This is a genomic window from Variovorax paradoxus, from assembly GCF_024734665.1.
Classification (GTDB): domain Bacteria; phylum Pseudomonadota; class Gammaproteobacteria; order Burkholderiales; family Burkholderiaceae_C; genus Variovorax.
In genome coordinates, this window is sequence record NZ_CP102931.1 from 701,492 (window position 1) to 728,018 (window position 26,527).

Sequence of the window (26,527 nt, forward strand, 5' to 3'; positions counted from 1 at the left end):
GGGCTCAACCTTCGTGTGAACTCTTCCAGAGGCCGGTAACTTGCGACATGAGCGCAACCCAGCGTGGATCCTTGGCCGGGGGTTGGCCCGTGGCAGACATGTATTCCTGGTGCAGGCTGCGGGCGAGTCCCGTCACGGCCTGCGCATAGGGGTCGCTGCGCGCGGTGCGCACCAGCATCTCGCCGCGGCTGGCTGCAGCGAGCAATTGCGCGCTGCGCGCCGGCAGCACATGACGCAGCGGAAGTTCGAGGCGCTCGGCGATGTCCTTGGCCGACAGGCCCACGTGGCCGTCGAACTTGTTGACCACCAGCGACAGGCGTTCGATCTCGACGCCGCGCGCGCGCAGCTCCTTGAGCATGTTGGCCGTGGACACGATGCCGCCGATGCTCTGGTCGCACACGACCCACGCCTGCTGCGCTTCGCGCACGGTCTGCGCCATGAAGTCGATGGTCGAGAAGCCGCCAAGGTCGGCGATCTGGAAATCGAAGAAGTCGGCCAGGCGCTTGATCAGCGCGACCGAGTCGGCATGCGAGATCTCGCGCACCTGCGCCAGGCTCGCGGGTAACGGCAGCACGGCCACGCCGCTGGTGTGATGCGCGAGCGCGGTGTGCAGCAGTGTCTGGTCGAGCCGGCGCAGGTTGCGCACGCCGTCGACAAAGCTGAAGCCGCTTTGCGTGTCGAGGTAAAGCAGGCCGTCGCGCGCCGGCAGGCCCAGGTCGAGCAGTGCCACGCCATGCCGTGTGCTGCGGCCCGGCGGGCGCGCGGGCGCCTGCGTGAGTTGGTCGTTCAGCGTCAGGGCGAGACTGGTGGCCAGCGTGGTCACGCCAAGGCCGGCGCGCGCGCCGAGCAGTGCCAGCGTGCTGCCGCGCGTGCCGCCCTGCAGGGTGCTTCGCCGCTCCAGCAGCGTGCGCAGTGTGGTCACTGCGTCGGAGGGAGGCGCGGCAATGTCGATGAAGTCGTCCACGCCCGCGCGCAGGGCCGAGAGCATGGCGGCGGGCTCGGCCGACACACCGGTGGCCAGCACGGGCAGCGTCGGCCAGTCGCGCTTGAGGCGCTGGTGGAGTTGGTTGGCGGCGGCGGCCTGGTCGGGCGAGAAGTCGATGAAGACCGCCACCGGCCCCAGCAGGGCGATGCGCTCGTCGATCGACTTCGTTTCCGGTGGCAGGACCACCACGGAGCCGAGGGTGCCGAGCGCATCGGTCAGCCAGGTGATGTGGCCGCCATTGCTCGAAGCGAACAGGTAGGTTTCGCTGCCTGTTTCAGGGATGCTGTCGCGTGGTGCGTTCATGGTGCCAGCCTGCGATGCATGTTCCGGGTCATCGTTGTTGCTGTCAGCGGGAGAAGCCGGGCACGGGTGTGTCGACTGCGCCGCCAAGGAAATACGAGCGCCACACTGCGCCGTCGCGCTGTTCGGCGCCGCCGGGCAGGTACGGTGTGAGGTCGGTGCCGCGCGCAATGGGCTTGACCAGGTGCGGGGTGACCAGGATCACCAGTTCCTTCTCGTTCATCTTGTAGTTGGTCTTGCTGAAGAAGGTGCCAATGATCGGCAAGTCGCCCAGCAGCGGCACCTTGTCGGCGTTCGAGGTGGTGGTGCGGCTCACGAGCCCGCCGATGATGAAGCTCTCGCCGTCGCCCAGCTCTACCGTGGTGTCAGCACGGCGTGTGGTGATCGCCGGCACGGCGACACCATTGAGGCTCAAAGAGTTGGTGTAGTCGAGGTCGCTGGCTTCGGGGGCGACTTTCAGCACGATGCGTTCGTTCGACAACACCGTGGGCGTCAGCGTGAGGCCGATGCCGAAGGGCTTGTATTCGATGCTGGTGGTGCCCAGGCCTTGTGGCACTGGAATCGGCAGTTCGCCGCCGGCCAGGAAGCTCGCACTCTGGCCAGACAGCGCCACCAGCGTGGGCTCGGCGAGCACGCGCGCCATGCCGTTGCCTTCGAGGAAGCCCACATTCAGGCCGATGCCGGCCTTGCTGAAGTTGAAGAGAAGACTGAAGGCCTGTGCCAGGGGGTTGCTGTACTCGCCACTGATCTGTCCGTTGGCCGCGAAGGTCGTGCTTCCGAGCGAGGAGGGCGAGAACACGCCGAAGCTGAAACCGTTCGAATTGGGGCGCGTGCTGAAGATGTTCAGGCCGGCCTGCTTGAGCACGCTGCGGTTGAATTCCACCACCTTCACTTCGACCTGCACGGTGTTGCTTCGCACGTTCACGACGGAGCGGTCGATCAGTTCGGCCTTGTCGCTGGCGCTGCTTGCCAGCGCGGTGTCGCGTGCCTGCTGGTGGGCGGGCATGCTGTCCATCGACCCCGCGAGCGTGGACGTGCGGCGCCGCACTTCGACGATGTAGGTCGTGGCTGCGGAGTTGCCCTTTTCCCAGACCATCAGCGAGGTGCGTCCCGCGGCCTTGCCGGTCACGATGAGTCGTGCCCCCGGCGAATTCTGTGTCTTGCGCGTGATGGTGACGCCGGCCACCGCCTCGTCGCCGATGGCCATCCGGTCGATGCCCTTGTCGATCAGCAGCTCTTGCTGCGTGCCGGCGGTCATCACCAGGGGGCGTTGCAGCTGTGGGCGCACCGGCTGTGCGTCCGCGGCCGTCGATGCCACCGGCCAGACGGTTTGAGCCATCGCGCACAGGGCGATCAGGGACGGGCGCAGCAGCCGCGACGAGACATTCATGGGGCTGCGAATGGCACGGGTCGACTGCTCGCGAGGCTTATAGGGCATTTGTTTTTCCTGGATGACGGGTGTCGGCTGGCTGCGTGCTCAGTAGTTCACGGTTTCGCTGCGTTCGCCGCGAATGACCTCGACCTGGAGCCCGCCTCGCGCAGGCCCGGCAGCGCGTGGCGCGCCGGCGGCGGTGCGGACTTCGGCGGCTTGCGGACGGACGCTGGGGCCCTTGCCGCCGGTGACGAGGTCGGCGGCGGTCAGGCCGGCCTGGGCGCGGTCGAGTCCTTCGAGCGGCGCACGGCGCGACTCGCCTGCCTTGGGCGGTGGCAGCTGCAGGGCCGTGGGCAGTTCGGCGAAGAGCTTCGGATCGGGCTCCGACAGATCGGTCGGGTTGCGCAGGGCGAGCATCAGGCGGCCGCTGGCGTCGCCGATGGTCAGGCGGTTCACGTCGTCCAGAGGTACGGCAAGTACGGCCGTGCGGGCCTGCTCGCCGCGCTGGGCCTGCTGCGCGGCCGCCTTGTCCGGCGACTTGGAAGGCAGCCCGTCGACGGAGGCACTGCCGAAGGCCAGCACGCGCTTGCGTGCGAGCAGCAGGCGGGCCTGGCTGCGGTCCACGTCCTTGCCGTCCGACTTGAGCATGATGAAGACGTCGACGAAGTCACCGGGCTGGATCTTGTTGCCTACGCCCATGACTTCGTCGGCCTTGATCGCCACGGCGCGTTCACCTTCGCCGATGCGCAGTGCGAGGCCGGAGACCAGTTGGTTCTCCATCACCGGAGTGCCTTCGGCGAGATCGAGCACCGGCACGCGGCCGGCGGCAACGGTCACATCCTGGAAGGCGCCGGTGGGGTTGATCGTCAGTCGTTCCACGCGCAGCGCGTCTGCCGGAATCGCCAGGCCCGCGGGCAGCGGCTTGGCGGCCACCACGACCGGGTAGACAAGCACCTGCTGGGCTTTGGTGGGAGTGGCCGCAGTGCCGGTAGCCGCTGTTGCCGGTGCGGGCGCCTGGCGGCTCAGCATCCAGGCATAGACGCCCAATGCAATGGCTAGGAGCACCAGGATGGCTGCGAGGATTTTTGAGAGATTGATCATGGGCGGCGGACTACGGAGTGAGGGCAAGCAATCATGAAAAATGAGGGATGAATGGCCTGCATGGACAGAGGCAGCTGTCTGCTAGCTCTGTCGGCCCCAGAACATCCACGCCACCGTGGCCAACGCAAGGTAGGCCGCATAAGGAATGAAGCGAGCCCGGCTTGGCGAAGCGCCGCCGGCGGCTGGAGAGGGCTGGCCCGACAGGATCAGGGCAAGCCGTGGGGAGACGGGCCAACGCTGCAGGGCGTACCAGAGTGCGCCATGCGCCCCGGCCAGCAGACCCGCGCCAATCCAGATCGGCGCCAGTGCCCACAGGCCGACCCAGAGTCCGAGAGCGCCAGCGAATTTCACGTCGCCTGCTCCCATGAGACCCATTGCATAGAAGAGCAACAGGAAACCGAAACCCGATGCGGCGCCTGCGAGTGCCGCTGTCCAGCTGACGCCGAAGGGCTGTGCCTCGAAGCCGATGACTGCCAGGGCCGCGATGGCTCCGGACAGGACCAGCCAGTTGGGCACACGCCGCTCTCGGAAGTCATAGACAGCGACACAGAGCAACCAGAGCAAACAGGCTAATGCCGGCATTTGCTTTTACGGAGTGACAGTCGATGTGAGCTTGTTGGTAATGTCTTGGAAGACTTTGGCCAGTCGTTTGCCAAGGCCGTCGTCTCCGGCCAAAACAGCCACGATCGCAACAGAAATAAGCCCCGCAATAATTCCATATTCAATTGCGGTTGCACCTTCTTCGTCGCGCAGAAAACGAGTAATAGAGCTAAGCATGATTTCCCCTTTCAGGAAGTGTTAACAAAGGCTTGCAAGGTGGATATTATACAGCGTAACTCCGTGTATCAACAAGGCAAACCCGCAAGACTTTCGCCCAGGTGTGCTAGCCAAAAGGAGTAAAGCAGGATGGCTGCAAGCCTCCTGCCAGCCCGAGCCAGGAAGAGATCTGGTCAGCTGATGGACAGTTTGGAAGTGAATTTTTCCCTCTGTAGGGCGCGCGGCGCCTCCCATGAAGTGGGGATGCGACGTTACGTCGCCGGGAACGCGCGAAACGGGGGTGTTACGGGAACAAGTGCGTTACGTGTTACGTAGCACGAAGCCCCGAAGGGCCAGATGTAACAGTGAAAAAAGGCTAAACACGTGAGCAAAAAGTCACGGGTTTGAGGGGGTGACCCCGTCGCCGAGAGGGATTCGACTGGGCCTCAGCCCAGGATTTCTTCGTGAAAGAGCTTCCAGTCGGTACCCTGGCGTAACCAGTACTGGCGCCGGGAACGTCCGCTCTTCTCGCCTTCGAACACTTCGCCGAAGGTAACAATCATGGTGTCGTCACCGTCCCGCCAGTGGAGGTACGACACGTCCTTGAATTGCACGCGCTTGCCCTGCGCGTACTTCACTTCTTCATCGACAGCCGAAATTCCTTCAGTGGATTTTTTGCTGCTGCGCTGGAAATCGGGCAAATAGAATTTCTTTAATTGCGCTTCATTTCCATTGGCTCGTGCATCTTTCCAGCCATTGATGGCACTTGTAATTGACTGGGTTTCTTTTTCGGCCTGCGGTTGTGAAATCCATTGCAGGCTGCGCGCGGTGACCACCGGGGTGGCGCCGATTTGCACTTTTCGCAAAAGCTGCTTCAGGTCAGGGTTTGCCATGACCACGCACCCGTCGCTTGCCAGTGGCGCCCGGGCGAACTGCTGGGGCGGGGTGCCGTGCAGCCAGATGCCGCCGCCGGTCTTGCCGCGCCGCACGTCGTACGGGTTGGGGTAGTTGATGGGCAGGGCGCCCGCGCCGTAGAAGTCTTTCAGCGACTTCGGATCGAGGCTGCTGGTGATGTAGTACACGCCCAGCGGGGTGCGCGCATCGCCCTCGGTGACCTTGTCGGTGCCCGACTTGCCGACCGAGATGTAGTAGTCGGCCGTGAGCTTCAGGCCCTTATCCGAGTTCTCGAACAAGTACAGCCGCGAGCGCGAGGCGTCGACGGCAATGGCATAGCGGCTGCGGGTGGACAGCGTCAGGAACTGCGACGGCACGGTGTTGGCCGGCGGACGCTCGCGCAGGGCCTGCAGGCGGCGTTTCGATTCCTCGTGCAGCTCGGCCATGGCGGGGTTGCCGCGCATCTTGGCGATGCTGGCGGTGTCGGGCAGGGCATTCGACGGGGGCACCTGCGCCGCGAGCAGGTCGCCGTAGACGAGCTGCGCGAGCTGGAAGTTCGGGTAGTCGCGCACCAGGTCGCGGGCCTTGGCCAGCGCAGGGCGGGCCTGGCCACGGCCGAACATTTCATAGACCGCGATCAGGCGGGCTTCGGCGTTGCTGGCTTCCTGGATGGAAGAGGCGGATGCCGACCTGCGTGCGGGCCTTGTTGTCGTCGCGGAAGCCGTTCGGGCCTCTGCAGCAGCCACGCCCTTCTTGCCCTTGGCGGAAGAAGAGCGGCTGGTCGCGCCGCGCGCGGTGGTACGGCTGCTGCTCGCAGCCTTGGCCTTGGTGCTGCCGCCAGCGGCCTTGGCGCTGCCTGCCTTGTGGGTGCTGTTCGACGCCAGCGCCGCACCGGGCGCCGCCAGCATCAGCGCCGATGCGGTCATCAGCGCTGCGAGCAGTTGTCCGCTGCGCAGACGAAACGGGGGATTCTGAAGCCGGCCATGCCGGACGATGTCTGCCACTAGCCGCCGACGCTTTCCTTGCGAATGTGCCATTGATTGCCGGAGCGCTGCAGGTCCAGCGTCTTGCGGCTCGAAACGTTGAGGTTGTCCGCGCGATAGATCTGGCGGAACTTGGCCGTCGCGTTCTGTCCGTCGACCTTGATCGCGAGGTTCTCGATGTTCACGCTGATGCTCGACTTGCCGACGATGCGGGCGCGGCGGTCTTCTTCCCAGCTCTTGCGGCTCTGGCCGCCGGTAGGCGTGAAGTCGGGGCCGTAGGCCGCGAGGTAGCGGTCCATGTCCTGGCTGGCCCAGGCCGAAGCCCATGCGCGCACAGCAGATTCGACTTCGGCATTGGAAGCGGTGTTGGCCGCGGGGGCCGGTGCGGGTGCTGGAGCCGGCGCTGCTTCGGGCGCCTTTGCCTCGGGCGCCTTGGGCGCGGCGGCCACCGGTGCGGGAGCGGCTGCAACCTTGACTGGCGGCGGTGGCGCAGCGGGGGCTGGCGCGGGAGCCGGCGCCTTTGCTGCGGGGACAGGTGCTGCCGAGGCCACCAGGGCTGTTGGCTTGGCGCCCGGCGGCGTTGGTGTGAAGAGCGTGCGGATCACCGCCAGCTTGGGCTGCACGGCCGTGTTGTTCTGGTCAAGCTGCAGGGCCTTGCTGTAGGCCTGGCTGGCCAATCGTGCATACACGTCGCCGAGGTTTTCCTGGGCGGTGGCGTAGCTGGGGTTGGTGCGAATGGCGCTTTCGAGCGCGCTGCGTGCCTTGTCGAACTGGTTCTGGCTCGCGTAGATCACAGCGAGGTTGTTGTACGGCTCGGGCAGCTCGGGCGCGTCCAGCGTGAGCTGCGTGAAGGCGGCGATGGCCTCGTTGCGCTTGCCGGTGTCGAGCTGGATCACGCCCTTGAGGAAGCGCATCTGCGGGTCGCGCGGCTTGTCTTTCAGGAAGGCGTCGGCCTTCGTCAGGGCCTCGTCGAGCTTGCCGGCCTGCATGAGCTTGTCGACCTCCTCATGCTCGATGGCGGCCAGCGCCGGAAGCGCGGCGCCACAGGTTGCCGCGGCCAGGAACAGGGCGCGCACGGTGGGGGAGAAGCTGAAACGGGCGCGTGGCCGGGGGCTCTTGGGCATTGCGGACAAGACCTCGTAGGGGTGGGTGATGCGGCTGGGATTGTAAGTGGGGCACGTAACTCCCCGACACAGGGATAACGGTCTTTCGCGGCCTTTAGGCTTGCCCGCAACGTCCCGTGGCGCCCCGCGCCGACCGGCCCCGCAGTACAGTGCCGCCGTGGACCGCCTCCAAAGCATTGAAACTTTCGTTCGCGTCGCGCAGACCCAGAGCTTTGCGGAAGCGGCGCGGCAGCTGCGCGTGGCCAATTCGGTCGTCACCACGCGGGTCAAGCAACTGGAGGAGTTCCTGGGCGCGCCGCTGTTCCATCGCAGCACGCGCGTGGTGCGGCTCAGCGACATGGGCCAGGCCTTCCTGCGCGACTGCACCGAGCTGGTGGGCCGCGCCAACGACATCGTCGACCAGATGCGCGACGCGCGCGGCACGCCCTCGGGCATCCTGCGCGTGCATGCACTGACCGGCATGGTGCTGGGCCGCTTCGCCACGCTGCTGCGCGAGTTCCAGACGACATACCCCGACATCCACCTCGAGCTGATCGTGAGCGACGCGGTGGCCGACCCGGTAAAGGCCGGCGTCGACTGCGCGCTGCAGATCTTTCCCGCGGCCTCGCAGGAGCTGGTGTCGCGGCCGCTCTTTCCGGTGCGGCGGGTGCTCTGCGCCACGCCGGCGTACCTCGAAGCGCACGGCACGCCTGCTGCGCCACGCGATCTGCATCGGCACAAGCTGGGCCTCTACTCGGGCTACCCCACGCGCGACCGATGGACCTTTCACCACGAAGGCGAGCAGACCACCATCTACCTGAACGCCGCGCTGCTGACCAACAGCGTGCACCTGCTGCGCGAATATGCACTGGAGCATGCGGGCATCGTCTGCCTGCCCACGCTGGTGGCGGGCGACGCCATTGCACGCGGCGAACTGTGCGTGGTACTGGCCGAGCACCAGCTGTCGTCGTTCTCGCTGAGCGCGGTGTATGCGGGCACCTCGCGCAATGCGCTGAAGCTGCGCCTCTTCATCGAACACATCGCCACCCGTTTCACGCGCGTGCCGCCGTGGGACGCCACGTTGATCGAACGGGGCCTCATTCCTGCCGAGCTCATCGAGTTCAGCCGCTCCAGCGGATAGCGCCCGAACGGGGGTAAACCCCTGCGATTGTTCGGAAGCTCCGAATAATCCTCTTCCAAACTGGTCCCTACCGGTGCCGCCGCTTGGCTCCTAGAGTTCACCCATCACTGGAGACAACAGGAGACAAGCCATGACAGCCACCACTGCGACCGCCTACAAGACCCGCTTCGGTTCACTCAAGCACTTCGAGAAGGGCCACGTCGAGCCCATCGACGACGACGTGCGCCACTACGCGTTTTCCAACTGCTTCGAGATCGCGAGCATCAGCAAGCCCTACGAGAAGGTCGTGTTCGGCCAGAACCAGATCTACGTGCTGGAGACGCTGCGCGCCGAAGGCACCTCGCCCTGGTACACCTGCGCGCACGACGAGTTCGCGCTCGTGATGGACGGTGACGTCGAAGTGCACCTCGTGCAGCTCGACGCCGCGCAGACCGTTGCCGACAAGGAAAAGAACGGCGCCGTGCTCGTCAAGGGCGAGCCCAAGGGCAAGAAGATGGGCTGGATGAAGCTCTCGCGCGGTCACCAGGGCCTGCTGCCGAAGAACACCGCCTACCAGTTCCGCAGCGCCGGCGAGCCGGGCGTGATCGTCCTTCAAAGCTGCAAGGGCGACTTGTCCATCGAAAAGTGGGCCGACATCTGCCAATCGCACTGAGTGCATTGACCGCACCCGAACCCAGGAGCCACACACCATGAACGCACCCGCAGAACTCGCCAAGGTGATCGCGTCGCAGCCCGACGCCACGCTCGGCTACAAGGACTTTTCGCTCGGCAGCTTCAGCTTTCGCCGCGACGAATACTTCGTGCACATCGGCTGGAAGACCCGAGACGGCCGCCCCATGAGCCACACCATGGACGCCGGCAGCTACCTGCGCGCATTGATGCGCGACGTGGCCTGGGGCTTCTTCTATGGCTGGGTCAACTTCGACGACGTGTTCGGCACCGTCAACCACTACGAGTCGGTCGACCTGTACGCCGGCAGCTTCAACGGCACGATGAAAGACGCAGGCATCGACCTGCTCGAGAACTTCCCGACCGCGCAGATCCGCGCCACCTTCGAGGCCATGCTCGACGACTGGACCAACGAGAGCTTCGACCCCTTCGCCGCGCCGCAGGAAACCGGCTCGCCCTACGGCCGCAAGAACGGCAACAACACCGCCAAGATCACGAGGGCGCGCGAGCTCGCCAAGCGCTGCGTGGGCCTGAAGGGCGACCTCGACCTGCGCAGCGACGAACGCGGTGCTCCGGTGAACCGCGCCTTCGCCGACGTGCCGCAGGGCCAACCCGAGCTGCACCCCGAGCCCGGCTTCGAGAACGACGTGCACGCCTTCAATCTCTTCGGCTTCCTGAGCCGTTCGCAGGTCACCTGGAACCCGAGCTTCACCTCGGTGGTGAAGCACAGCTACATGTGCCCGACGACCGAGGAGCACATCCTGCCGATCATTCACGGCAACGACCGCGTCGAGTGGTTCTTCCAGATGACCGACGAGATCCACTGGGACTGCGGCGACAAGAACACCGGCAGGCCCATGGCCCGCGTGATCATGAAGGCCGGCGACATGGCCGCCATGCCCGCCTACTGCCGCCACCAGGGCTTCAGCCCCAAGCGCTCGATGCTGCTGGTGTGGGAGAACGGGTCGCCGAGCCTTGTGTACGAAATCCAGAAGGGCGAGAGCCCGGAGATTCCGGTCGAGTTCTGACCGGTTTTCTCTCCCTCCCGACGCCCTTTCATCCAACTCTCCCCACGCGGGGAGGGAGAGGAAACTCATGCCTGCTCTTTCAATTCGCCACCAGCTCTTCATCGACGGCCGCTTCGTCGACGCCGAATCCGGCGAGACCCTCGCCACGCTGAACCCGCACGACAACACGCCCATCGCCCAGGTCGCGCTGGCCGGCAAGGCCGACGTCGACAAGGCCGTCGCCGCGGCGAAGCGTGCCTTCCCCAGATGGAGCCGCATGGCCGCCGCTGACCGTGGCCGCATCCTGTTGAAGCTCGCCGACCTCATCGAGGCCAACGGCGAAGAGCTCGCGCGCCTCGAATCGCTCGACACCGGCCACCCGATCCGCGATTCGCGCCGGCTCGACGTGCCGCGCACGGCGGCGTGCTTCCGCTACTTCGGCGGCATGGCCGACAAGTTCCAGGGCGAAACCATTCCGGTCGAAGAGGGCTTTCTCAACTACACGCTGCGCGAGCCCGTCGGCATCGTCGGCCAGGTGGTGCCGTGGAACTTCCCGCTGATGTTCACCAGCTGGAAGATGGCGCCCGCGCTCGCGGCCGGCAATTGCATCGTGATGAAGCCGGCGGAGATCACGCCGCTCAGTTCGCTGCGCATCGCCGAGCTGATGGCCGAGGCCGGCCTGCCGCCCGGTGTGGTCAACATGCTGCCGGGCCTTGGTAGCGTGGCGGGCCAGTACATCGCCGAGCATCCGGAGATCGCCAAGATCGCCTTCACCGGCAGCACCGCCACGGGCCGGCGCATCGTGCAGGCCAGCGCGGGCAACCTGAAGAAGGTGCAGCTCGAACTCGGCGGCAAGGGGCCCAACATCGTCTTCGAAGATGCCAACCTGCAGGCCGCCGTCAACGGCAGCGCCTGGGCCATCTTCCACAACCAGGGGCAGGCCTGCATTGCGGGTTCGCGGCTGATGCTGCACGAGAAGATCGCCGACGCCTTCCTCGAACAATTCATTCCGCTTGCGAAGTCGATTCGCCTCGGCAACCCGCTCGACGAGGCGACGGAGATGGGGCCGCTCACCAGCGCACAGCACCGCGAGCGCGTGCTGAGCTACGTGGAAGTGGCGCAGGGCGAGGGCGGCGAACTGCTCGCGGGCGGCAAGTCGCCAGGCGGCGATCTGGCGAAGGGCTGCTACGTCGAACCCACCGTGATGCGTGCCCGCTCGTACAAGGACCGTGTCGCACAGGAAGAGGTGTTCGGCCCCTTCGTCACCGTGCTCACTTTCAAGAATGACGAAGAGGCGATGCAGATCGCCAACGGCACCGACTACGGCCTCGGCAGTGGCCTGTGGACCAACAACCTGCAGCGCGCCCACAAGGTCGCACGCGACCTGCACGCCGGCATGGTCTGGATCAACAGCTACAAGCGCGTGAACCCCGGCTCGCCCTTCGGCGGCGTCGGCCAGAGCGGCTACGGCCGCGAGATGGGGTTCGATGCGATGCGCGAATACACGCAGGTCAAGAGCGTGTGGGTGAACGTCGACGCGCAGATACCGCCGCACTTCGCGCGCTGATCCCTGATCGGGCGGCACAAAAAACACAAGAGACGGAGACAACCATGACATTCAATCGCAGACAGTTCACGCAGGCCACGGCCGCTCTGGTGGCCTCGGGCGCGACGCCACTGGTGTTCGCGGCCGACACGCTGAAGATCGGCTACGTGTCGCCGCAGACCGGCCCGCTCGCGCCTTTCGGCGAGGCCGACAAGTGGGTCATCGACCAGATGAAGACTGCCTTCAAGGACGGCATCAGCGTCGGCGGCAAGAAGTACGCGGTGCAGATCGTGCTGAAGGACAGCCAGTCGAACCCCAACCGCGCGGGCGAGGTGGCGAACGACCTGATCCTGAAAGACAAGGTCGCGCTGGTGCTCACCGCCGGCACGCCCGAAACCGCCAACCCCGTGAGCGATGCCTGCGAACTCAACGAGGTGCCCTGCATCTCCAGCGTGGTGCCGTGGCAGCCCTGGTTCTTCGGCCGCAAGGGCGACCCGGCGAAGGGCTTCAACTGGACGTACCACATGTTCTGGGGGCTCGAAGACGTCATCGCCAACTTCACCAACGGCTGGAAGACGCTCGCCACCAACAAGAAGGTGGGCGGGCTGTTCCCGAACGACGGCGACGGCAATGCCTGGGGCGACAAGGAGCTGGGCTTCCCCAAGCCGCTCGCGCAGATGGGCTTCACGCTCACCGACCCCGGCCGCTTCCAGAATGGCACGCAGGACTTCAGCGCGCAGATTGCGGCCTTCAAGAAAGAGGGCGTCGAGATCGTCACGGGCGTGGTGATTCCGCCCGATGCCAAGACCTTTCTCACGCAGGCGCGGCAGCAGGGCTTCAAGCCGAAGATCATCACGCTCGGCAAGGCGCTGCTGTTCCCCGGCGCGATCGAGGCGCTGGGCGAGCTTGGCGATGGCCTGTCGACCGAGGTGTGGTGGAGCCCGTCGCATCCGTTCACCTCGAGCCTCACGCAGCAAAGCGCCAAGGCACTGGCCGATGCCTATGAAGCCGGTGCGAAGAAGCAGTGGACGCAGCCCATCGGCTTCGCGCATGCACTCTTCGAAGTGGCTGCGAATGCACTCGGGCGTGCCAAGTCGCTGAAGGCTTCGGACGTGCGAGATGCCGTGGCATCGACCTCGATCAACTCGGTGGTCGGCCCGGTGAAGTGGGGCGGCCAGGGGCCGTTCAAGAATGTCAGCAAGACGCCGCTGGTGCTCGGCCAATGGGGCAAGGGCCAGAAGTACAAGGTGGAGCTGACCATCGTGAACAACGAGGCGGCAACGAACATTCCCGCCGGCGGCAAGCTGCGGCTGCTCTGATCGTCATGACGCTGCTGGCACTGCATGCCGTGAGCAAGTCCTACGGGGCGCTCAAGGTCACCGACGACATCACGCTGTCGGTGACCGAGGGCGAGACGCTGGGCATTCTCGGGCCGAACGGCGCGGGGAAGACCACGCTGTTCAATTTGATCTCGGGCGACGTGCGCGTCGATGCGGGGCGCGTCGAATATGCGGGCCGCGACGTGACGCGGCTCAAGCCGCACCAGCGCTGTCATGCGGGCATCGGGCGCAGCTACCAGGTGCCGCAGCCCTTCGGCAACATGAGCGTGTTCGAGAACCTCGTCACGGCCGCCTGCTTCGGCGGGCAGCAGACCGAGCGCGAGGCATGGCAGACAGCGCACGAGGTGCTGGAGCAGACGGGGCTGATGCCGCATGCGAACAAGCCTGCGGGTGGGCTGACGTTGCTCGACCGCAAGCGGTTGGAGCTGGCGCGCGCGCTGGCGACGCGGCCCCAATTGCTGCTGCTCGACGAGATCGCCGGTGGGCTGACAGAGCCCGAAGCTGCCGTGCTGGTCGGCGAGCTCAACCGCATCAAGGCGCGGGGCGTGACCATGATCTGGATCGAGCATGTGGTGCATGCGCTGCTGTCGCTGGCGGACCGCTTGTTCGTCATCAACTTCGGGCAGAAGCTGGCGGAGGGTGAGCCGCGTGCGGTGATGAACGATCCGGAGGTAAGGCGGGTGTATATGGGGATGGAGGCATGACTGCGCCATGTCCTTGCGTTGCTCCTTCCCCCTCTGGGGGAAGGTTGGGATGGGGGCACGACGGCGCCACCACTCCAACGCCGCTTGCCCCCACCCCAGCCCTCCCCCAAAGGGGGAGGGAGCAAAGATCATGAACGCCCTGCTCGAAACTCACGCGCTGAAGGCCTTCTACGGCGACGCGCAGGCCTTGTTCGGCATCGACTTCTCGCTGACCCAGGGCGAGCTCGTCGCCATCATCGGCGCCAACGGCGCGGGCAAATCCACTTTCCTCAAGAGCCTCACGGGCCTCGTGCGCGCACCCCGCGATGCGATCAACTTCAAGGGTGAGCCCATCGGCGGGCTGCCTCCCGGCGACATCGTGCGCCGCGGCCTCGCCATGGTTCCCGAAGGCCGCCGCCTGTTTCCCAGCCTCAGCGTCGAAGAGAACCTGCTCATGGGCGCCACCGCCGCGCGCAAGGGGCCGTGGAACCTTCAGCGGCTGTATGCGCTGTTCCCCATCCTCGCCGAGAAGCGTCATCAGCCGGGCACGTCGCTGTCGGGCGGCCAGCAACAGATGGTGGCGCTGGGCCGCGCGCTCATGAGCAACCCCGAGGTGCTGCTGTGCGACGAGCTTTCGCTCGGCCTCGCACCCATCGTCATCCGCGAGATCTATGCCGCCATGCCCGCCATCACCGGCGAGGGCATGACGGTGGTCATCGTCGAGCAGGACGTGACCATGGCGCGGCAGGTCTCGCGGCGCATCTACTGCTTCCAGGAAGGCCGCGTGTCGCTCGAAGGCAATTCTGCCGACCTGACGCGCGAGCAGATCTCGCAGGCCTACTTCGGGATCGAGGCCGCCCATGCTTGAAACCTTTGTTCAAGGCGTGCTGCTCGGCGGCCTCTACACGCTGTTCGCACTGGGCCAGTCGCTGATGTTCGGCGTGATGCGGCTCACCAACACGGCGCAGGGCGACTTCATCATCCTCGGCGCGTTCGCGGTCATCGCGGGCGTGTCGCTGACGGGCGATGCCATGCCCTGGCTCGTGGCGCTCGCGGTGTTGCCGGTGGCCTTCGGCTTCGGTTATGCGCTGCAGCGCTACGTGCTCAACGGCACGCTCGGCAAGGACCCGTTGCCTTCTCTGGTCGTCACCTTCGGCCTGTCGATCGTCATTCAGAACCTGCTGCTCGAACTGTTCTCGGCCGATCCGCGCGCCATCGAGACCGGCGGGCTCAACACGCAGGGCATTGCGCTGGGCGATGCGATGTCGCTCGGCGTGCTGCCGCTCATCGTGCTGGCCATTGCGGTCATTGCAACGGGGGCGCTCCAGTGGCTCTTTGCGCGCACGGCGCTGGGCCGGTCGTTTCGCGCGGTGTCCGACGACCGCGAGATCGCCGAGCTCATGGGGCTGAACGCGAAGAAGGTCTACGCGCTTGCCACTGCGATCGCCTTCGTGCTGATCGCCATCGCGGGTGCGCTGCAGGGCATGCGAACAACCGTCTCGCCTTCCGACGGGCCGCTGCTGCTGCTCTTCGCGTTCGAGGCCGTGATCATCGGCGGCATGGGCTCTTTCTGGGGCACGCTGGCTGGCGCGATGATTCTCGGCATCACGCAGCAGATCGGCTTCAGGCTCGATCCGGGCTGGGGCATCTGGTTCGGGCACATCGTGTTCCTGGTCGTGCTGGTGCTGCGGCCGCAGGGGCTCTTTCCGAAAACGCGTGGATGAACCGAATGACGAGCATGCCCCCACCCCTCATCGCCGTCGAGCGCGCCACCGCCGCGAGCCGCGCCGCGCTCTTCGTCGGCATCGCCCTTGTGCTCGTTGCCGCCAGCCTCCCGTGGTGGGGCGAGTCGAGCTGGATGCGCGAGTTCGTCGAGATCGCCTGCTATTTCATCTTCGCGATGATGTGGAACCTGCTCGCCGGCTATGGCGGCATGGTGAGCATCGGGCAGCAGGCCTTCTTCGGCTTTGGCGGCTACGTGATGCTGATGCTGGGCAACTTCGCGGGCATCAACCCGTTCATTGCGATACCGCTGGGGGCGCTGGCCGCGGGGCTCATTGCCATACCTGTTTCCTTTGTCGCGTTCCGCCTGTCGGGCGGCTACTTCGCGATCGGCACATGGGTCATCGCGGAGGTGTTCCGCCTCAGCTTTGCCAACGTGTCGGCGGTGGGCGGCGGCTCGGGCACCACGCTCACTGCGCTGCGCGGCATCGAGAAGGCCACGCGCGAAAGCACCACCTACTGGATGGCGTTGGCTTGCGTGGTCGCGGCCATCGCGCTGGTGTACCTGTTCCTGCGCAGCAAGCGCGGGCTGGCGTTGCTGGCGATACGCGACAACGAAGTAGCGGCCGAGTCGCAAGGTATTCCGGTCGCGCGCATGAAGCTGGCGGTGTATGTGGTCGCGGCCTTCGGCGCGGGGCTCGCCGGTGCGCTGTACTTCGTGGGCAACCTGCGCATCAGCCCCGATGCGGCCTTCAGCGTCAACTGGACGGCCTTCGCCATCTTCATGGTGGTCATCGGCGGCATTGGCCGCATCGAGGGGCCGCTGGTGGGCGCGCTCATCTTCTGGGCGCTGAACAAGTTCCTGAGCGACTACGGCACCTGGTATCTGCTGGGCCTGGGGTTGCTTGCGATCCTCGTCACGCTGTTCTTCAAGCAGGGGCTGTGGGGCTATGCACAGCAGCGTTGGGGCTGGTCGCTTTTTCCGACGCAGCGGCGGTTGCTGGGGGCTTCATCGCGAAGGTGAAGTGCTGTCGCGTCCGACGCGAAAGGGCCCTGTGCAAACCTCCTTCTGACTTGCGCAGCGCAGCATGATCCTGTAACGTTTGAAACAAAGTGGTGACATTTCGCCGCTTCTTTTCATCGCTCTGGAGCCTCCCTTGACGATCACCAAACGCCGCTTGCTTGAAGGCGGCGCTGCAGCCGTTGCCACTTCGTTGTTCGCACCGGGTTCCTGGGCCCAGCAGCGCCCGGCCGCCGGCGCCGACGCCTGGCCGACCAAGCCCGTCCACATCCTCGTGGGCTTTCCCGCCGGCGCATCGCCCGACCTCGCGACTCGCGCCATTGCAGAACCTCTTTCGAAGATCCTGCGCCAGCCGGTGGTCGTCGAGAACAAGCCCGGCGCCAGCGGCAACACAGTGGCCGACCTGGTGGCCAAGGCCACCGACGACCACACCATCGGCGCGCTGATCAACGGCAACCTCACCATTGCCAAGCTGCTCAACCCGGCGCTGCCTTTCGACCCCGAGAAAGACTTTGCGCCCGTTGGTCTCATCGGCACCGCGCCGCTGGTGCTGGCGGTGTCGGGCAACGCTACGGGCAAGACCGCGGCCGATCAACTGCTGTGGGTGCGCAACCTCGGCAGCAGCGGCAAGTACGGCACGCCGGGCGTGGGCACGGTGGGCCACCTGGGCATGGAACTCATCAAGAGCCGCGCGGCCATCACCGCGCAGCACAAGCCCTACACGGGCAACCCGCAGGTCATTGCGGGCCTGCTGGCCAACGAGATCCAGCTGGCGCTGCTGCCGCCCGGCCTCGCGTTGCCACACATCAAGTCGGGAAAGATCAAGGCTATCGGCGTGACCTCGCCCGAGCGCAGCCCGCTGGCCAGCGAACTGCCCACGATTCGCGATGCGGACGTGCGCGGCGCCGACCTCGAAATCTGGACCGCGCTGGCCGCGCCCGCCGGCATGAAGCCCGCGGCCGTCGTCAAGCTCAACGCCGCGCTGGTCGAAGTGATCAGCTCGCCCGAGGTGAGCGAGGCGTTGCTAAAGACGGGCTGGCAGGCACAGCCCGGCTCACCCGACACGCTGGCCAAGCGCATGCGCGCCGACACCACGCGCCTGGGCGGCGTGATCATCATGAAGGGCATCCACTCGGAGAGTTGACCGAGGGAGCCCCGGCTCTCTTTACGTCTTCGACGCGACGCGCTTGAACAGCGCCTGGTCGAAGCGGATCGTGATGACCTCCGTGTCGTCCGGCTTGCCGGGAACGCGGCCGTCTTCCGTCGGAAAGTTGGTGTCGATTGCAACGGCCAGCGTGTTGTCGTCCACCACCTCGACGCTCTCCACCGAATCGAAGGGCATGCTGAACTTGCCGGCCACCACGCCGGCCAGCGGGCCGCCGATGTCCGTAGGGTCGGAGATGTTCAGCAGGTCGACCAGCAGCGTCTTCTTCAGCACGCCGTCGGCGTCCTTGACGTCGAGGTCGACCATGTACAGGCGCTTGACCACTGCCTTCGTGCCGAACAGGCTGTCGCGCTCGATCAGCACGAACTTGTTGCCGCCCACGTTGGTCATGTCGCCGATCACGATCTGGTTGTCTTTGGCCGGGCCGTCTTTCTTGTAGACCGGGTTCTTGCCGGTGTAGAGCATCGAGGCGGGATCGAACTCGAAGAAGTTCAGATAGCGCTCGTCGTCTGCCACGGGCCGCAGCGAGGCCAGCGAAGGCGCTGCTTCGGGCACCGCGTAGAGGCGGCTGCTGTCGCCGTTGAAGGCCAGGCTCTCGAAGCCCCGGCTCGAGAGCGAGGTCACCGTAGCACCGTCGTTCATCACCAGCGGGTTGGAAGGGCTGCGCAGGAACGGGTGGGGCACCGGGTCGCCCATCAGCGTGCCGTTCTTGTCGAAGTGCAGGATGTAGGGGCCGAACTCCTCGCCGACGAAGTAAGTGCCGTCCTTCGCGCGGGCGATCGATTCGACGTCGAGGTCGAAGCCCGTCAGCAGCCGGCCGCTGACGATGCGCGAATCCACGGGCGTGCCGCTGTCGACGAGCTTGTTGTCCGTGACTTTCTGGTAGTTGGCGTAGTCGGCGGTGATCTTCAGGTCGACGCCCTTGCCGTCTTTCAGGAAGCCGTTGGCGTCGTTGAAATTGACGTGGCTGTTCACCTTGATGGTGCCGGGCACCGTCGTGCCGTTGGGCACCGTGCGGAAGTCGATGCTGACGTTGTAGAAGCCGACCACGAAGTCGCCGGAGTTGCCCTTGCTGCCGTAGCCGTTGTCGGGCATGGCGGTCCAGGTGCCGTCGTCGTTCTTCAGCAGTGCCGAGAAGCCGGGAAGCGGTTGACCATCGACGAAGGGCGGCGTTACGCCGAGCGCGGCGGTGATGAACTGGCCCGTGGTCGGGCCGGGCCAGCGGAACGTGTCGGCCAGGGAGGCCCAGCCGGTCAGCTTGTGCGGCAATCCTGCAGTGTTGTCCTGCGGTGGCTGCGGAGCAGGTGCGGGCGCGGGCGCCGGAGCGGGCGTTGCCGCCACCGGAGGTAAGGCGATGCCGCCTCCGTTACCGCCACCGCACGCGGCGAGGGCAGCAGAAGAAACGACTGCCAGCATCAGGTGACGCGGCAAGTTGGACGAGGCGAAGCGAATGGACATGAATGGACCCTCCCATGGTTTTTAGTGCGAAGCGCAATCTAGAAAGCCGGTGTGACGTGTCCATGAATACCCATTCGATCAGAGCATTCGAGAAATCCGGTCCGCCGCTTCGCGCAGCGCGGGCAGCATCGTCTCCTGCATTGCCTTCGCGCTGGTGCGGTTCGCCTGCCCACTGATGTTGAGCGCGGCCACCATGCGCCCTTGCCGGTCGACGATGGGTGCGGCCACCGAGATGAGGCCTTCTTCGAGTTCCTGGTTCACCAGGCACCACTGCTGCCTGCGTGCCTGCGCCACCTTGGCCATGAGCGCGTCGATGTCGGTCAGCGTGTGCTTGGTCAGCGGCTGGATGTCGGAAGCCTCGAGGCGTGCGCGCGCTTCGTCGTCATCGAGGTCCGCCAGCAGCAGCCGGCCCAGCGATGTGCAGTAGGCCGGCAGGCGAGAGCCCACCCCCAGGTTGATGTGCATGATCTTCTTCGTCGGCACGCGCAGCACGTAGACGATGTCCGTCGCATCGAGCACGGCAGCCGAGCACGACTCCTGCACCTGCTGCACCAGCGCTTCCATCACCGGCTCGGCGCGGTTCCAGATCGGCATGGACGAGAGGTACGCGAACCCCAGGTCGAGGATGCGCGGCGTGAGCGTGAAGAGCTTGCCGTCGGTCACCACATAGCCCAGCGTCTGCAGCGTGAGCAGGATGCGCCGTGCTCCAGCACGCGTCAGCCCGCTGCCGGCTGCCACCTCGCTGAGCGTCTGGTGCGGCGCATTGGCGCTGAACGAACGGATCACCTGCAGCCCCCGCGCAAAAGACTGTACGTAGCTGTCGCCGGGTGCGGGTGTATCGGGTTGTGTGGGGTGGGTTGCCATGGTGCACGATCCTCTCTAAAATTCATTATACGAACAAATGTTCTTTAGACGAACAAATCGGCGGTTCGCAGAATCGGTCGGCGTGTTCAGGCGGTTCGTTTCTTCGCCTTCCTCGCTTTCTTTTTTCTTCACTCCCGGAGACAGGCTTCATGATCAACAAGATCGCGCGCTCGGTCGCCGATGCCCTGGCAGGCATCCCAGACGGCGCCACGGTTCTCATCGGCGGCTTCGGCACAGCCGGCATTCCCAACGAACTCATCGAGGGCCTCGTCGAACAGGGCGCCAAGGACCTCACCGTCGTCAACAACAACGCGGGCAACGGCGAGACCGGCCTCGCGGCGCTGCTGAAGGCCGGCCGCGTGCGCAAGATCATCTGCAGCTTCCCGCGCCAGGCCGACAGCCAGGTGTTCGACGGGCTCTACCGCAGCGGCAAGCTCGAGCTCGAGCTCGTGCCCCAGGGCAACCTCGCCGAGCGCATCCGCGCCGCGGGCGCCGGCATCGGCGCCTTCTTCTGCCCGACCGGCTACGGCACGCAGCTCGCGGGCAACCGCGAGACCCGCGAGATCGACGGCAAGCAGTACGTGCTCGAGTACCCCATCCACGGCGACGTGGCGCTCATCAAGGCCGAGCGCGGCGACCGCTGGGGCAACCTGGTCTACCGCAAGGCTGCACGCAACTTCGGCCCGGTGATGGCCATGGCATCGAAGAAGACCATCGCCACCGTGCACGACATCGCCGAACTCGGCACCCTCGACCCCGAGACCATCGTCACCCCGGGCATCTTCGTGCACCAGGTGGTGCGCATCGAACGCGTGGCGACGCAAGCCGGCGGTTTCAAGAAGGCAGCATGACCATGACCACCACGTACACACGTCGCACCAAGGACCAGCTCGCCGCCCGCGTGGCGCAAGACATCTTCGACGGCGCCGTCGTCAACCTCGGCATCGGCCAGCCCACGCTGGTGGCCAATCACCTGCCCAAGGGCCGCGAGGTCATCCTGCAGAGCGAGAACGGCATCCTCGGCATGGGCCCCGCGCCCGAAGCCGGCGAAGAAGACTACGACCTCATCAACGCCGGCAAGCAACCCGTCACGCTGCTGCCGGGCGGCTCGTTCTTTCACCACTCCGACAGCTTCGCGATGATGCGCGGCGGCCATCTCGACATCTGCGTGCTCGGCGCGTTCCAGGTGTCGGCCACGGGCGACCTCGCCAACTGGCATACCGGCGAGAAAGACGCCATTCCCGCAGTCGGCGGCGCAATGGACCTCGCCATCGGCGCCAAGCAGACGTGGGTCATGATGGACTTGCTGACCAAGCAGGGCGTGAGCAAGCTGGTGCAGGAATGCACCTATCCGCTGACCGGCATCGCCTGCGTCAAGCGCGTGTACTCCGACCTCGCCACGCTCGAATGCACGCCGCATGGCCTGAAGCTGGTCGACCTCGTCGACGGCCTCAGCCGCGAAGAACTCGAAAAGCTCGTCGGACTTCCGATCGCAGCCTGATCCTTTTTCAAGCAATCAAAGAGAGACAGCTTCCATGACCAATCAAGCCTTCATCTGCGACGCCGTTCGCACTCCCTTCGGCCGCTACGGCGGTTCGCTCAGCAGCGTGCGCACCGACGACCTGGGCGCCGTGCCGCTCAAGGCGCTGATGGAACGCAACAAGAACGTCGACTGGCAGGCCGTGAGCGACGTGCTCTACGGCTGCGCCAACCAGGCGGGCGAAGACAACCGCAACGTCGCGCGCATGTCGGCGCTGCTGGCGGGCCTGCCGCTCGAAATCGGCGGCGGCACCATCAACCGCCTGTGCGGCTCGGGCCTTGACGCCGTGGGCACCGCAGCGCGCGCCATCCGCGCAGGCGAAGCCGGCCTGATGATTGCCGGCGGCGTGGAAAGCATGAGCCGCGCGCCCTTCGTCATGCCCAAGGCCGAGAGCGCCTTCAGCCGCAGCAACGCGGTGTACGACACCACCATCGGCTGGCGCTTCGTCAACAAGCTCATGAAGGCACAGTACGGCGTCGACTCGATGCCCGAGACGGCCGAGAACGTGGCCACCGACTACAAGATCGAGCGCGAGGCGCAAGACCTGATGGCGCTGAACTCGCAGCTGCGCGCCGTGGCCTCGCAGAAGTCCGGCTTCTTCGACGCCGAGATCGTGCCCGTGAGCGTGCCGCAGAAGAAGGGCGACGCAATCATCGTCAACAAGGACGAGCATCCGCGCGAGACCAGCCTCGAATCGCTCGCCAAGCTCAAGGGCGTTGTGCGGCCTGACGGCACCGTTACCGCCGGCAATGCCAGCGGCGTGAACGACGGCGCCTGCGCGCTGCTGTTGGCCGACGAAGCCAGTGCCGCGAAGCACGGCCTCACCCCCCGCGCCCGCGTGGTCGGCATGGCCACCGCCGGCGTCGCGCCGCGCGTGATGGGCATCGGCCCCGCGCCCGCCACGCAGAAGGTGCTGGCGCTCACCGGCCTGACCATCGACCAGATCGACGTCATCGAACTGAACGAAGCCTTCGCTGCGCAGGGCCTCGCCGTGCTGCGCCTGCTGGGCCTGAAGGACGACGACGCCCGCGTCAACATCAACGGCGGCGCCATCGCGCTGGGCCATCCGTTGGGTGCCAGCGGTGCTCGCCTGGCCACCACCGCAGTCAACCAGCTGCACAAGGGCGGCGGCCGCTACGCGCTGTGCACCATGTGCATCGGCGTGGGCCAGGGCATTGCGGTGATTCTCGAACGCGTCTGACCGCGCCGCGAACACACGACGACAAAGACAACCAGAGAAGCAAGAAGACAAGGCCATCGGAAGCCGCAGGCATAGCGGCCCGATGGCATTTTTTTAACCCAAGAGGACAGAGAGAAAAGGATCAGAGGATGAAGAACCACACGTCGAAGACAACGCGCCGCAGCGCCGGCCTGGCCGCGCTTGCGCTGGCAACCGCAGCCCTGCTGCCTGCAACGACACCGGCGCAGCAGGCCTTTCCCAGCAAGCCCGTGCGCATCATCACGCCGTTCCCCGTGGGCGGCGGCCCCGATGGCGTGGCACGCCTGGTGGCCGACAAGCTTTCGCGCGCCTGGGGTCAGCCCGTGGTGGTCGAGAACCGCCCGGGAGGCAACGGCTTCATCGCCATCGACGCCTTCAAGCGCGGCGCCAAGGACGGCCACGACATCATCGTGCTCGACAACGTGCACCTGGCCGCGTACCCCGCGCTGTTCAAGAAGCTGCCCTACGACTCGGCAAAGGACTTCGACGCGCTGCTGCCGCTGTTCAAGACGTATTTCTTCTTCACCGTTGCCACCAACAGCAAGTACAAGACCGTGGGCGACCTGATCGCCGACGCCAAGGCCAACCCCGGCAAGCTCGACTACGGCTCGTGGTCGGTCGGCAACCCGGTGCACCTGGGCTCCGAGCTCTTCGAGTCGGCCACCGGCACGCAGATGGAACACGTGATCTACAAGGAAACCACGCAGCTCTACACGTCCGTGGCAACGGGCGAGCTGGCCTTTGCGCTGGGCAGCAGCGCCACGGCCGGCCCGCTGCAGCGGGCGAACAAGCTGCGCTTCCTGGCGGCTGCCGCGCCGCAACGCGTGGCAGCCTTCCCCGATGTGCCGACGGTCAGCGAATCGGGCGGACCGAAGGGCTTCGAAGTCATCGGCTGGAACGCGATCGCGGTGCCCAAGGGCCTGCCCGCATCGGTCACCGAGAAGATCAAGCGCGACATCGAAAAGGGCCTGGCCGAACCCGACGTGCTGGAGAAGTTCAAGAGTTTCGGCTACGAGCCCTTCCCGACCACGCGCCCGCAGTTCGATGAGTTCGTGGCGAGCGAGACGAAGCGGTTCACCGACGTGATCCGCAAGGCGAACGTTTCGCTGGATTGATCGGGTTGCGCAGGCCGCCTGCGCCGATCTGACCGCCATGCGGCCCCCGCGAAAGCGCCGGGGCCGCTTTTGTTTGCGGCATCACTCGGCAACGCCTTGCCGACCGAGTGCCTGAATGTGACCCAGAAACGCCCGGAGCTGGGAGGGCCGCACCGGCTTCACGATGACCGGCAGCCCCGCCGCGCGTGCCGCATCCAGATAGTCGCCTCCCACATCGCCGGTGACGATCAACGCGGGCAGTTCGGCCTCGTTCAGTGCTGACCGCAGATCCTCGATGGCCTGGATGCCGCTCACTTGCGGCCCCAGTCGCAAGTCCACCACCAGCGCGTGGGGCCTGAAGCCGGCGTGGAGCACGTCCAGTGCGCCCCCGACATCGCTTGCGGACCGGACGTCCATTCCCCATGAAGCGAGCAGCCCGTCAAGCGCCTGCAACGAGCTCGGGTCATCGTCGACCACCAGTATTCGCACCGCCAATGGGGTGGCCGATGACGATGCGACGGGTCGCTCGACATCCTCCCTCTGTTCGCTCATGGCGGCATCGGCCAAGGGAAGATGAAGTTCGAACACGCTGCCTTGCCCCTGTACCGAGCGGGCAGTCACCCGAAGGTCCAGCAGTTCGCTCAGCCGCTTGACGGTGGCCAGCCCCAGGCCGTAGCCCAGCCGCCGGTCGCGCGCCGGATTGTCGACCTGGTAGAACTCCTCGAAAACGTGCGGCAGATGCTCGGAAGAAATGCCGATGCCCGTGTCCTCGATGGTCAGCTTCAACCGGTCGCCGTCGATTTTTTGGCTGCTGATGCGCACCTGTCCCTCGCGCGTGTAGCGGATGGCATTCGCCAGCAGGTTGGTGACCACCCTGGCCAGCAAGGCCCGGTCGCTGCGCACGGCCACATGGCCGGCGGAGATTTCGAAGCACAGCCCCTTCGCGATGGCCACCGCCTGGTGCGGCCGGCAGCAGTCGCCCAGCAGTTCGTCGATGGCAAAGGTCGACCACTGCGGGCTGAGCGATCCGGCGTCGGCGCGCGTGATGTCGAGCAGGTCGTCCACCACGTCGGTCATGCCGTCGGCGCAGGCCACCAACTGCTCCGACATCTCCTTCACGCGGTGCTCGGTGCTGACGGTGTGCACGGTCTGCGCCAGCAATGCCATCGCATTGAGCGGTTGCCGAAGATCGTGGTTGGCCGAGGCGAAGAAGCGCATGCGCGCGGCCACGGCCTCTTCGGCTGTTCGCCGGGCCGAGCTGCTGCGCTCGTTTTCGGCACTCAGCGCAATCACCAGTTCGGCATTGCGCCGGCGCTGCGCCTGGATCTCGTGAAGCGCTGAGGACAGCTCCCTGGCGCTGAGCAACGTGTAGACGCCGATGAGCGACACGATCGAGGCCATGGCCACGTGATAGCTGCCGCCGAACCAGATGTCGCGCAATACCAGCGGCCCGAGAATGAGCACCACATAGACGGTGGCCGCTCGGCCCATCGTGGAGAGCCGGATCGCTCCGCCCAGCGAGACCGTGACCATGGTGATGTGAAGAATGGCCTCGGCCTGCGCCGGCCCGTCGCTTTGCAGCAGCACGCACAGCACACCGAACGAGAAGGCCATGAGCTGGTTGGTGGCCATGATGGGCAGCACCATCGCCGGCAGGTTCGCGCGAAGCCCCGGCCGCAACGCCCAAGCCAGCCAAATGCCCATGCGCGCGGCGACGATGACGCAGTAGACGGCGAACCATGCCTTCACGCGCTGGCCGTCCACGCCGTCCCTGTATTCGAGGTAGCACAGAAACCCCGCGGCGGCGGCCAGGATCCACGCCCAGGGCGTGGAGCGGATCATCTGCTCCAGTTGCTGGAACTGAAGATCCGAGAAGGACAGGCGCGAGGCGATGAAGCCGCGTGCGCGCGGCGTTTGCGCGGGAGAAAAAGAGTCGGAAGTGGAGGGCTGCGGCCTCATCGCAAATCCAGCATCAGCCCCGCGCGCCGCGCCTGCACCAGCAGGTGGGTGCGGTTGCGCGCGTCCATGGTGTCGAGCAGGGCCGTGATGTGGAGCTTGACCGTGCGTTCCGCGATGTTCAGCTCGGCGGCGATCTGTTTGTTCTGCCGGCCTTGGGCGACCAGCAGCAGCACTTCGAGCTGCCGCGGCGTCAGGTTGGAAGCAGGCAGGCCGGCGCGCGGCTGCAGCACATCGAAAGCCTCGCCGCCCGCCGCCACTTCGTCCAGCGCGGCGGCGATGCGCGCCACCGACTGCGACTTTCCGATGAAGCCGGCCGCGCCTGCGGCACGTGCGCGCGCGGCGAGTGCCGGTTCTTCGTCGCCCGAGATCATCAGGCGGGACACGAGGGGGTGCCGGGCGCCGAACAGGCGCAGCCCTTCGAGGCCGTCTTCGCCGCCCAGGCGGTAGTCGATCAGCACGATGTCCGGCGGGCACTGCGAGGCGCGTTCCACGCCCTGCCCTAGCGACAGGGCGGTCTCCACCTCGAAGTCGGGCCGCGCGTGCGTCAGCGCATGCGCAAAGCCGACACCGAACAGCGGGTGATCGTCGACAAGCAGGAGTTTCAT

25 protein-coding genes are annotated in these 26,527 nt (G+C 65.9%); 14 read left to right on the forward strand and 11 right to left on the reverse strand.

All coding sequences use genetic code 11. The annotated features are described in order from the left end of the window. Positions 1 to 4: 4 nt before the first annotated feature. From NWF24_RS03240 to NWF24_RS03270, 7 genes are all read right to left on the reverse strand, one after another. The gene (locus NWF24_RS03240) at positions 5 to 1,288 is read right to left on the reverse strand and encodes an AAA family ATPase (protein ID WP_258352964.1); all 1,284 of its coding nucleotides are present in this window, start codon (positions 1,286 to 1,288) and stop codon (positions 5 to 7) included. 43 nt (positions 1,289 to 1,331) lie between these two features. Then, entirely contained in the window at positions 1,332 to 2,723 is a 1,392-nt protein-coding gene (locus tag NWF24_RS03245; RefSeq protein ID WP_258352965.1) for a type II and III secretion system protein family protein, read from the reverse strand. A gap of 39 nt (positions 2,724 to 2,762) precedes the next feature. Next, positions 2,763 to 3,758, reverse strand: coding sequence for a Flp pilus assembly protein CpaB (cpaB, locus tag NWF24_RS03250; RefSeq protein WP_258352966.1), 996 nt, complete (start codon positions 3,756 to 3,758; stop codon positions 2,763 to 2,765). Positions 3,759 to 3,839: 81 nt separating this feature from the next. Next, positions 3,840 to 4,340, reverse strand: coding sequence for an A24 family peptidase (locus NWF24_RS03255; protein ID WP_258352967.1), 501 nt, complete (start codon positions 4,338 to 4,340; stop codon positions 3,840 to 3,842). A 6-nt stretch (positions 4,341 to 4,346) separates the two neighbouring features. Beyond that, a complete protein-coding gene (locus NWF24_RS03260) occupies positions 4,347 to 4,535 on the reverse strand; it encodes a Flp family type IVb pilin (protein WP_258352968.1) in 189 nt (62 codons plus the stop codon). A 425-nt stretch (positions 4,536 to 4,960) separates the two neighbouring features. Next, positions 4,961 to 6,445: a L,D-transpeptidase family protein gene (locus tag NWF24_RS03265; protein ID WP_375338436.1), complete on the reverse strand. Its 1,485-nt coding sequence runs from the start codon at positions 6,443 to 6,445 to the stop codon at positions 4,961 to 4,963. Next, complete coding sequence (locus NWF24_RS03270; protein ID WP_258352970.1) at positions 6,412 to 7,515, reverse strand: nuclear transport factor 2 family protein; 1,104 nt, start codon at positions 7,513 to 7,515, stop codon at positions 6,412 to 6,414. Before NWF24_RS03270 ends, NWF24_RS03265 begins: the two co-directional genes overlap by 34 nt. 157 nt (positions 7,516 to 7,672) lie before the next feature. Between NWF24_RS03270 and NWF24_RS03275 the strand changes: the two genes are divergently transcribed. From NWF24_RS03275 to NWF24_RS03320, 10 genes are all read left to right on the forward strand, one after another. Beyond that, complete coding sequence (locus tag NWF24_RS03275; protein ID WP_258352971.1) at positions 7,673 to 8,635, forward strand: LysR family transcriptional regulator; 963 nt, start codon at positions 7,673 to 7,675, stop codon at positions 8,633 to 8,635. A gap of 130 nt (positions 8,636 to 8,765) precedes the next feature. Further along, on the forward strand, positions 8,766 to 9,287 hold the full coding sequence (locus NWF24_RS03280) for a hydroxyquinol 1,2-dioxygenase (protein WP_258352972.1): 522 nt from the start codon (positions 8,766 to 8,768) through the stop codon (positions 9,285 to 9,287). Between the two features lie 37 nt (positions 9,288 to 9,324). Then, positions 9,325 to 10,332 (forward strand): hydroxyquinol 1,2-dioxygenase, encoded by a 1,008-nt coding sequence (locus NWF24_RS03285; RefSeq protein ID WP_093057561.1) that lies wholly within the window; start codon positions 9,325 to 9,327, stop codon positions 10,330 to 10,332. Positions 10,333 to 10,414: 82 nt separating this feature from the next. Further along, positions 10,415 to 11,878 carry an aldehyde dehydrogenase family protein gene (locus NWF24_RS03290; protein ID WP_258355228.1) on the forward strand — a complete coding sequence of 488 codons (1,464 nt, stop codon included), beginning with the start codon at positions 10,415 to 10,417 and terminating at the stop codon, positions 11,876 to 11,878. 44 nt (positions 11,879 to 11,922) lie between these two features. Next, positions 11,923 to 13,176: an ABC transporter substrate-binding protein gene (locus tag NWF24_RS03295; protein WP_258352973.1), complete on the forward strand. Its 1,254-nt coding sequence runs from the start codon at positions 11,923 to 11,925 to the stop codon at positions 13,174 to 13,176. A gap of 5 nt (positions 13,177 to 13,181) precedes the next feature. After that, the gene (locus NWF24_RS03300; protein WP_258352974.1) at positions 13,182 to 13,901 is read left to right on the forward strand and encodes an ABC transporter ATP-binding protein; all 720 of its coding nucleotides are present in this window, start codon (positions 13,182 to 13,184) and stop codon (positions 13,899 to 13,901) included. Positions 13,902 to 14,031: 130 nt separating this feature from the next. Continuing rightward, a complete protein-coding gene (locus NWF24_RS03305) occupies positions 14,032 to 14,748 on the forward strand; it encodes an ABC transporter ATP-binding protein (RefSeq protein WP_258352975.1) in 717 nt (238 codons plus the stop codon). After that, positions 14,741 to 15,604 (forward strand): branched-chain amino acid ABC transporter permease, encoded by an 864-nt coding sequence (locus tag NWF24_RS03310; protein ID WP_258352976.1) that lies wholly within the window; start codon positions 14,741 to 14,743, stop codon positions 15,602 to 15,604. Before NWF24_RS03305 ends, NWF24_RS03310 begins: the two co-directional genes overlap by 8 nt. Before the next feature lie 14 nt (positions 15,605 to 15,618). Then, complete coding sequence (locus tag NWF24_RS03315) at positions 15,619 to 16,626, forward strand: branched-chain amino acid ABC transporter permease (RefSeq protein ID WP_258352977.1); 1,008 nt, start codon at positions 15,619 to 15,621, stop codon at positions 16,624 to 16,626. A gap of 133 nt (positions 16,627 to 16,759) precedes the next feature. Beyond that, complete coding sequence (locus NWF24_RS03320; protein WP_258352978.1) at positions 16,760 to 17,767, forward strand: Bug family tripartite tricarboxylate transporter substrate binding protein; 1,008 nt, start codon at positions 16,760 to 16,762, stop codon at positions 17,765 to 17,767. A 21-nt stretch (positions 17,768 to 17,788) separates the two neighbouring features. Here the strand turns inward: NWF24_RS03320 and NWF24_RS03325 are convergent, their stop codons facing one another. Next, a complete protein-coding gene (locus tag NWF24_RS03325) occupies positions 17,789 to 19,246 on the reverse strand; it encodes an esterase-like activity of phytase family protein (RefSeq protein WP_258352979.1) in 1,458 nt (485 codons plus the stop codon). A 78-nt stretch (positions 19,247 to 19,324) separates the two neighbouring features. Continuing rightward, the gene (locus NWF24_RS03330; RefSeq protein WP_258352980.1) at positions 19,325 to 20,110 is read right to left on the reverse strand and encodes an IclR family transcriptional regulator domain-containing protein; all 786 of its coding nucleotides are present in this window, start codon (positions 20,108 to 20,110) and stop codon (positions 19,325 to 19,327) included. 149 nt (positions 20,111 to 20,259) lie between these two features. Here NWF24_RS03330 and NWF24_RS03335 point away from each other — a divergent pair, with 149 nt between their 5' ends. The 4 genes from NWF24_RS03335 (at position 20,260) to NWF24_RS03350 (ending at position 23,984) form a co-directional block, all read left to right on the forward strand. Then, on the forward strand, positions 20,260 to 20,961 hold the full coding sequence (locus NWF24_RS03335; protein ID WP_093057570.1) for a 3-oxoacid CoA-transferase subunit A: 702 nt from the start codon (positions 20,260 to 20,262) through the stop codon (positions 20,959 to 20,961). After that, on the forward strand, positions 20,958 to 21,611 hold the full coding sequence (locus NWF24_RS03340) for a 3-oxoacid CoA-transferase subunit B (RefSeq protein WP_258352981.1): 654 nt from the start codon (positions 20,958 to 20,960) through the stop codon (positions 21,609 to 21,611). Before NWF24_RS03335 ends, NWF24_RS03340 begins: the two co-directional genes overlap by 4 nt. A gap of 34 nt (positions 21,612 to 21,645) precedes the next feature. Further along, positions 21,646 to 22,851, forward strand: a complete 1,206-nt coding sequence (gene pcaF / locus NWF24_RS03345; protein ID WP_258352982.1) for a 3-oxoadipyl-CoA thiolase — start codon at positions 21,646 to 21,648, stop codon at positions 22,849 to 22,851. Between the two features lie 128 nt (positions 22,852 to 22,979). Beyond that, on the forward strand, positions 22,980 to 23,984 hold the full coding sequence (locus tag NWF24_RS03350; protein WP_258352983.1) for a Bug family tripartite tricarboxylate transporter substrate binding protein: 1,005 nt from the start codon (positions 22,980 to 22,982) through the stop codon (positions 23,982 to 23,984). Positions 23,985 to 24,065: 81 nt separating this feature from the next. Here the strand turns inward: NWF24_RS03350 and NWF24_RS03355 are convergent, their stop codons facing one another. After that, entirely contained in the window at positions 24,066 to 25,922 is a 1,857-nt protein-coding gene (locus NWF24_RS03355) for an ATP-binding response regulator (RefSeq protein ID WP_258352984.1), read from the reverse strand. Next, a complete protein-coding gene (locus NWF24_RS03360; RefSeq protein WP_258352985.1) occupies positions 25,919 to 26,527 on the reverse strand; it encodes a response regulator transcription factor in 609 nt (202 codons plus the stop codon). Before NWF24_RS03360 ends, NWF24_RS03355 begins: the two co-directional genes overlap by 4 nt.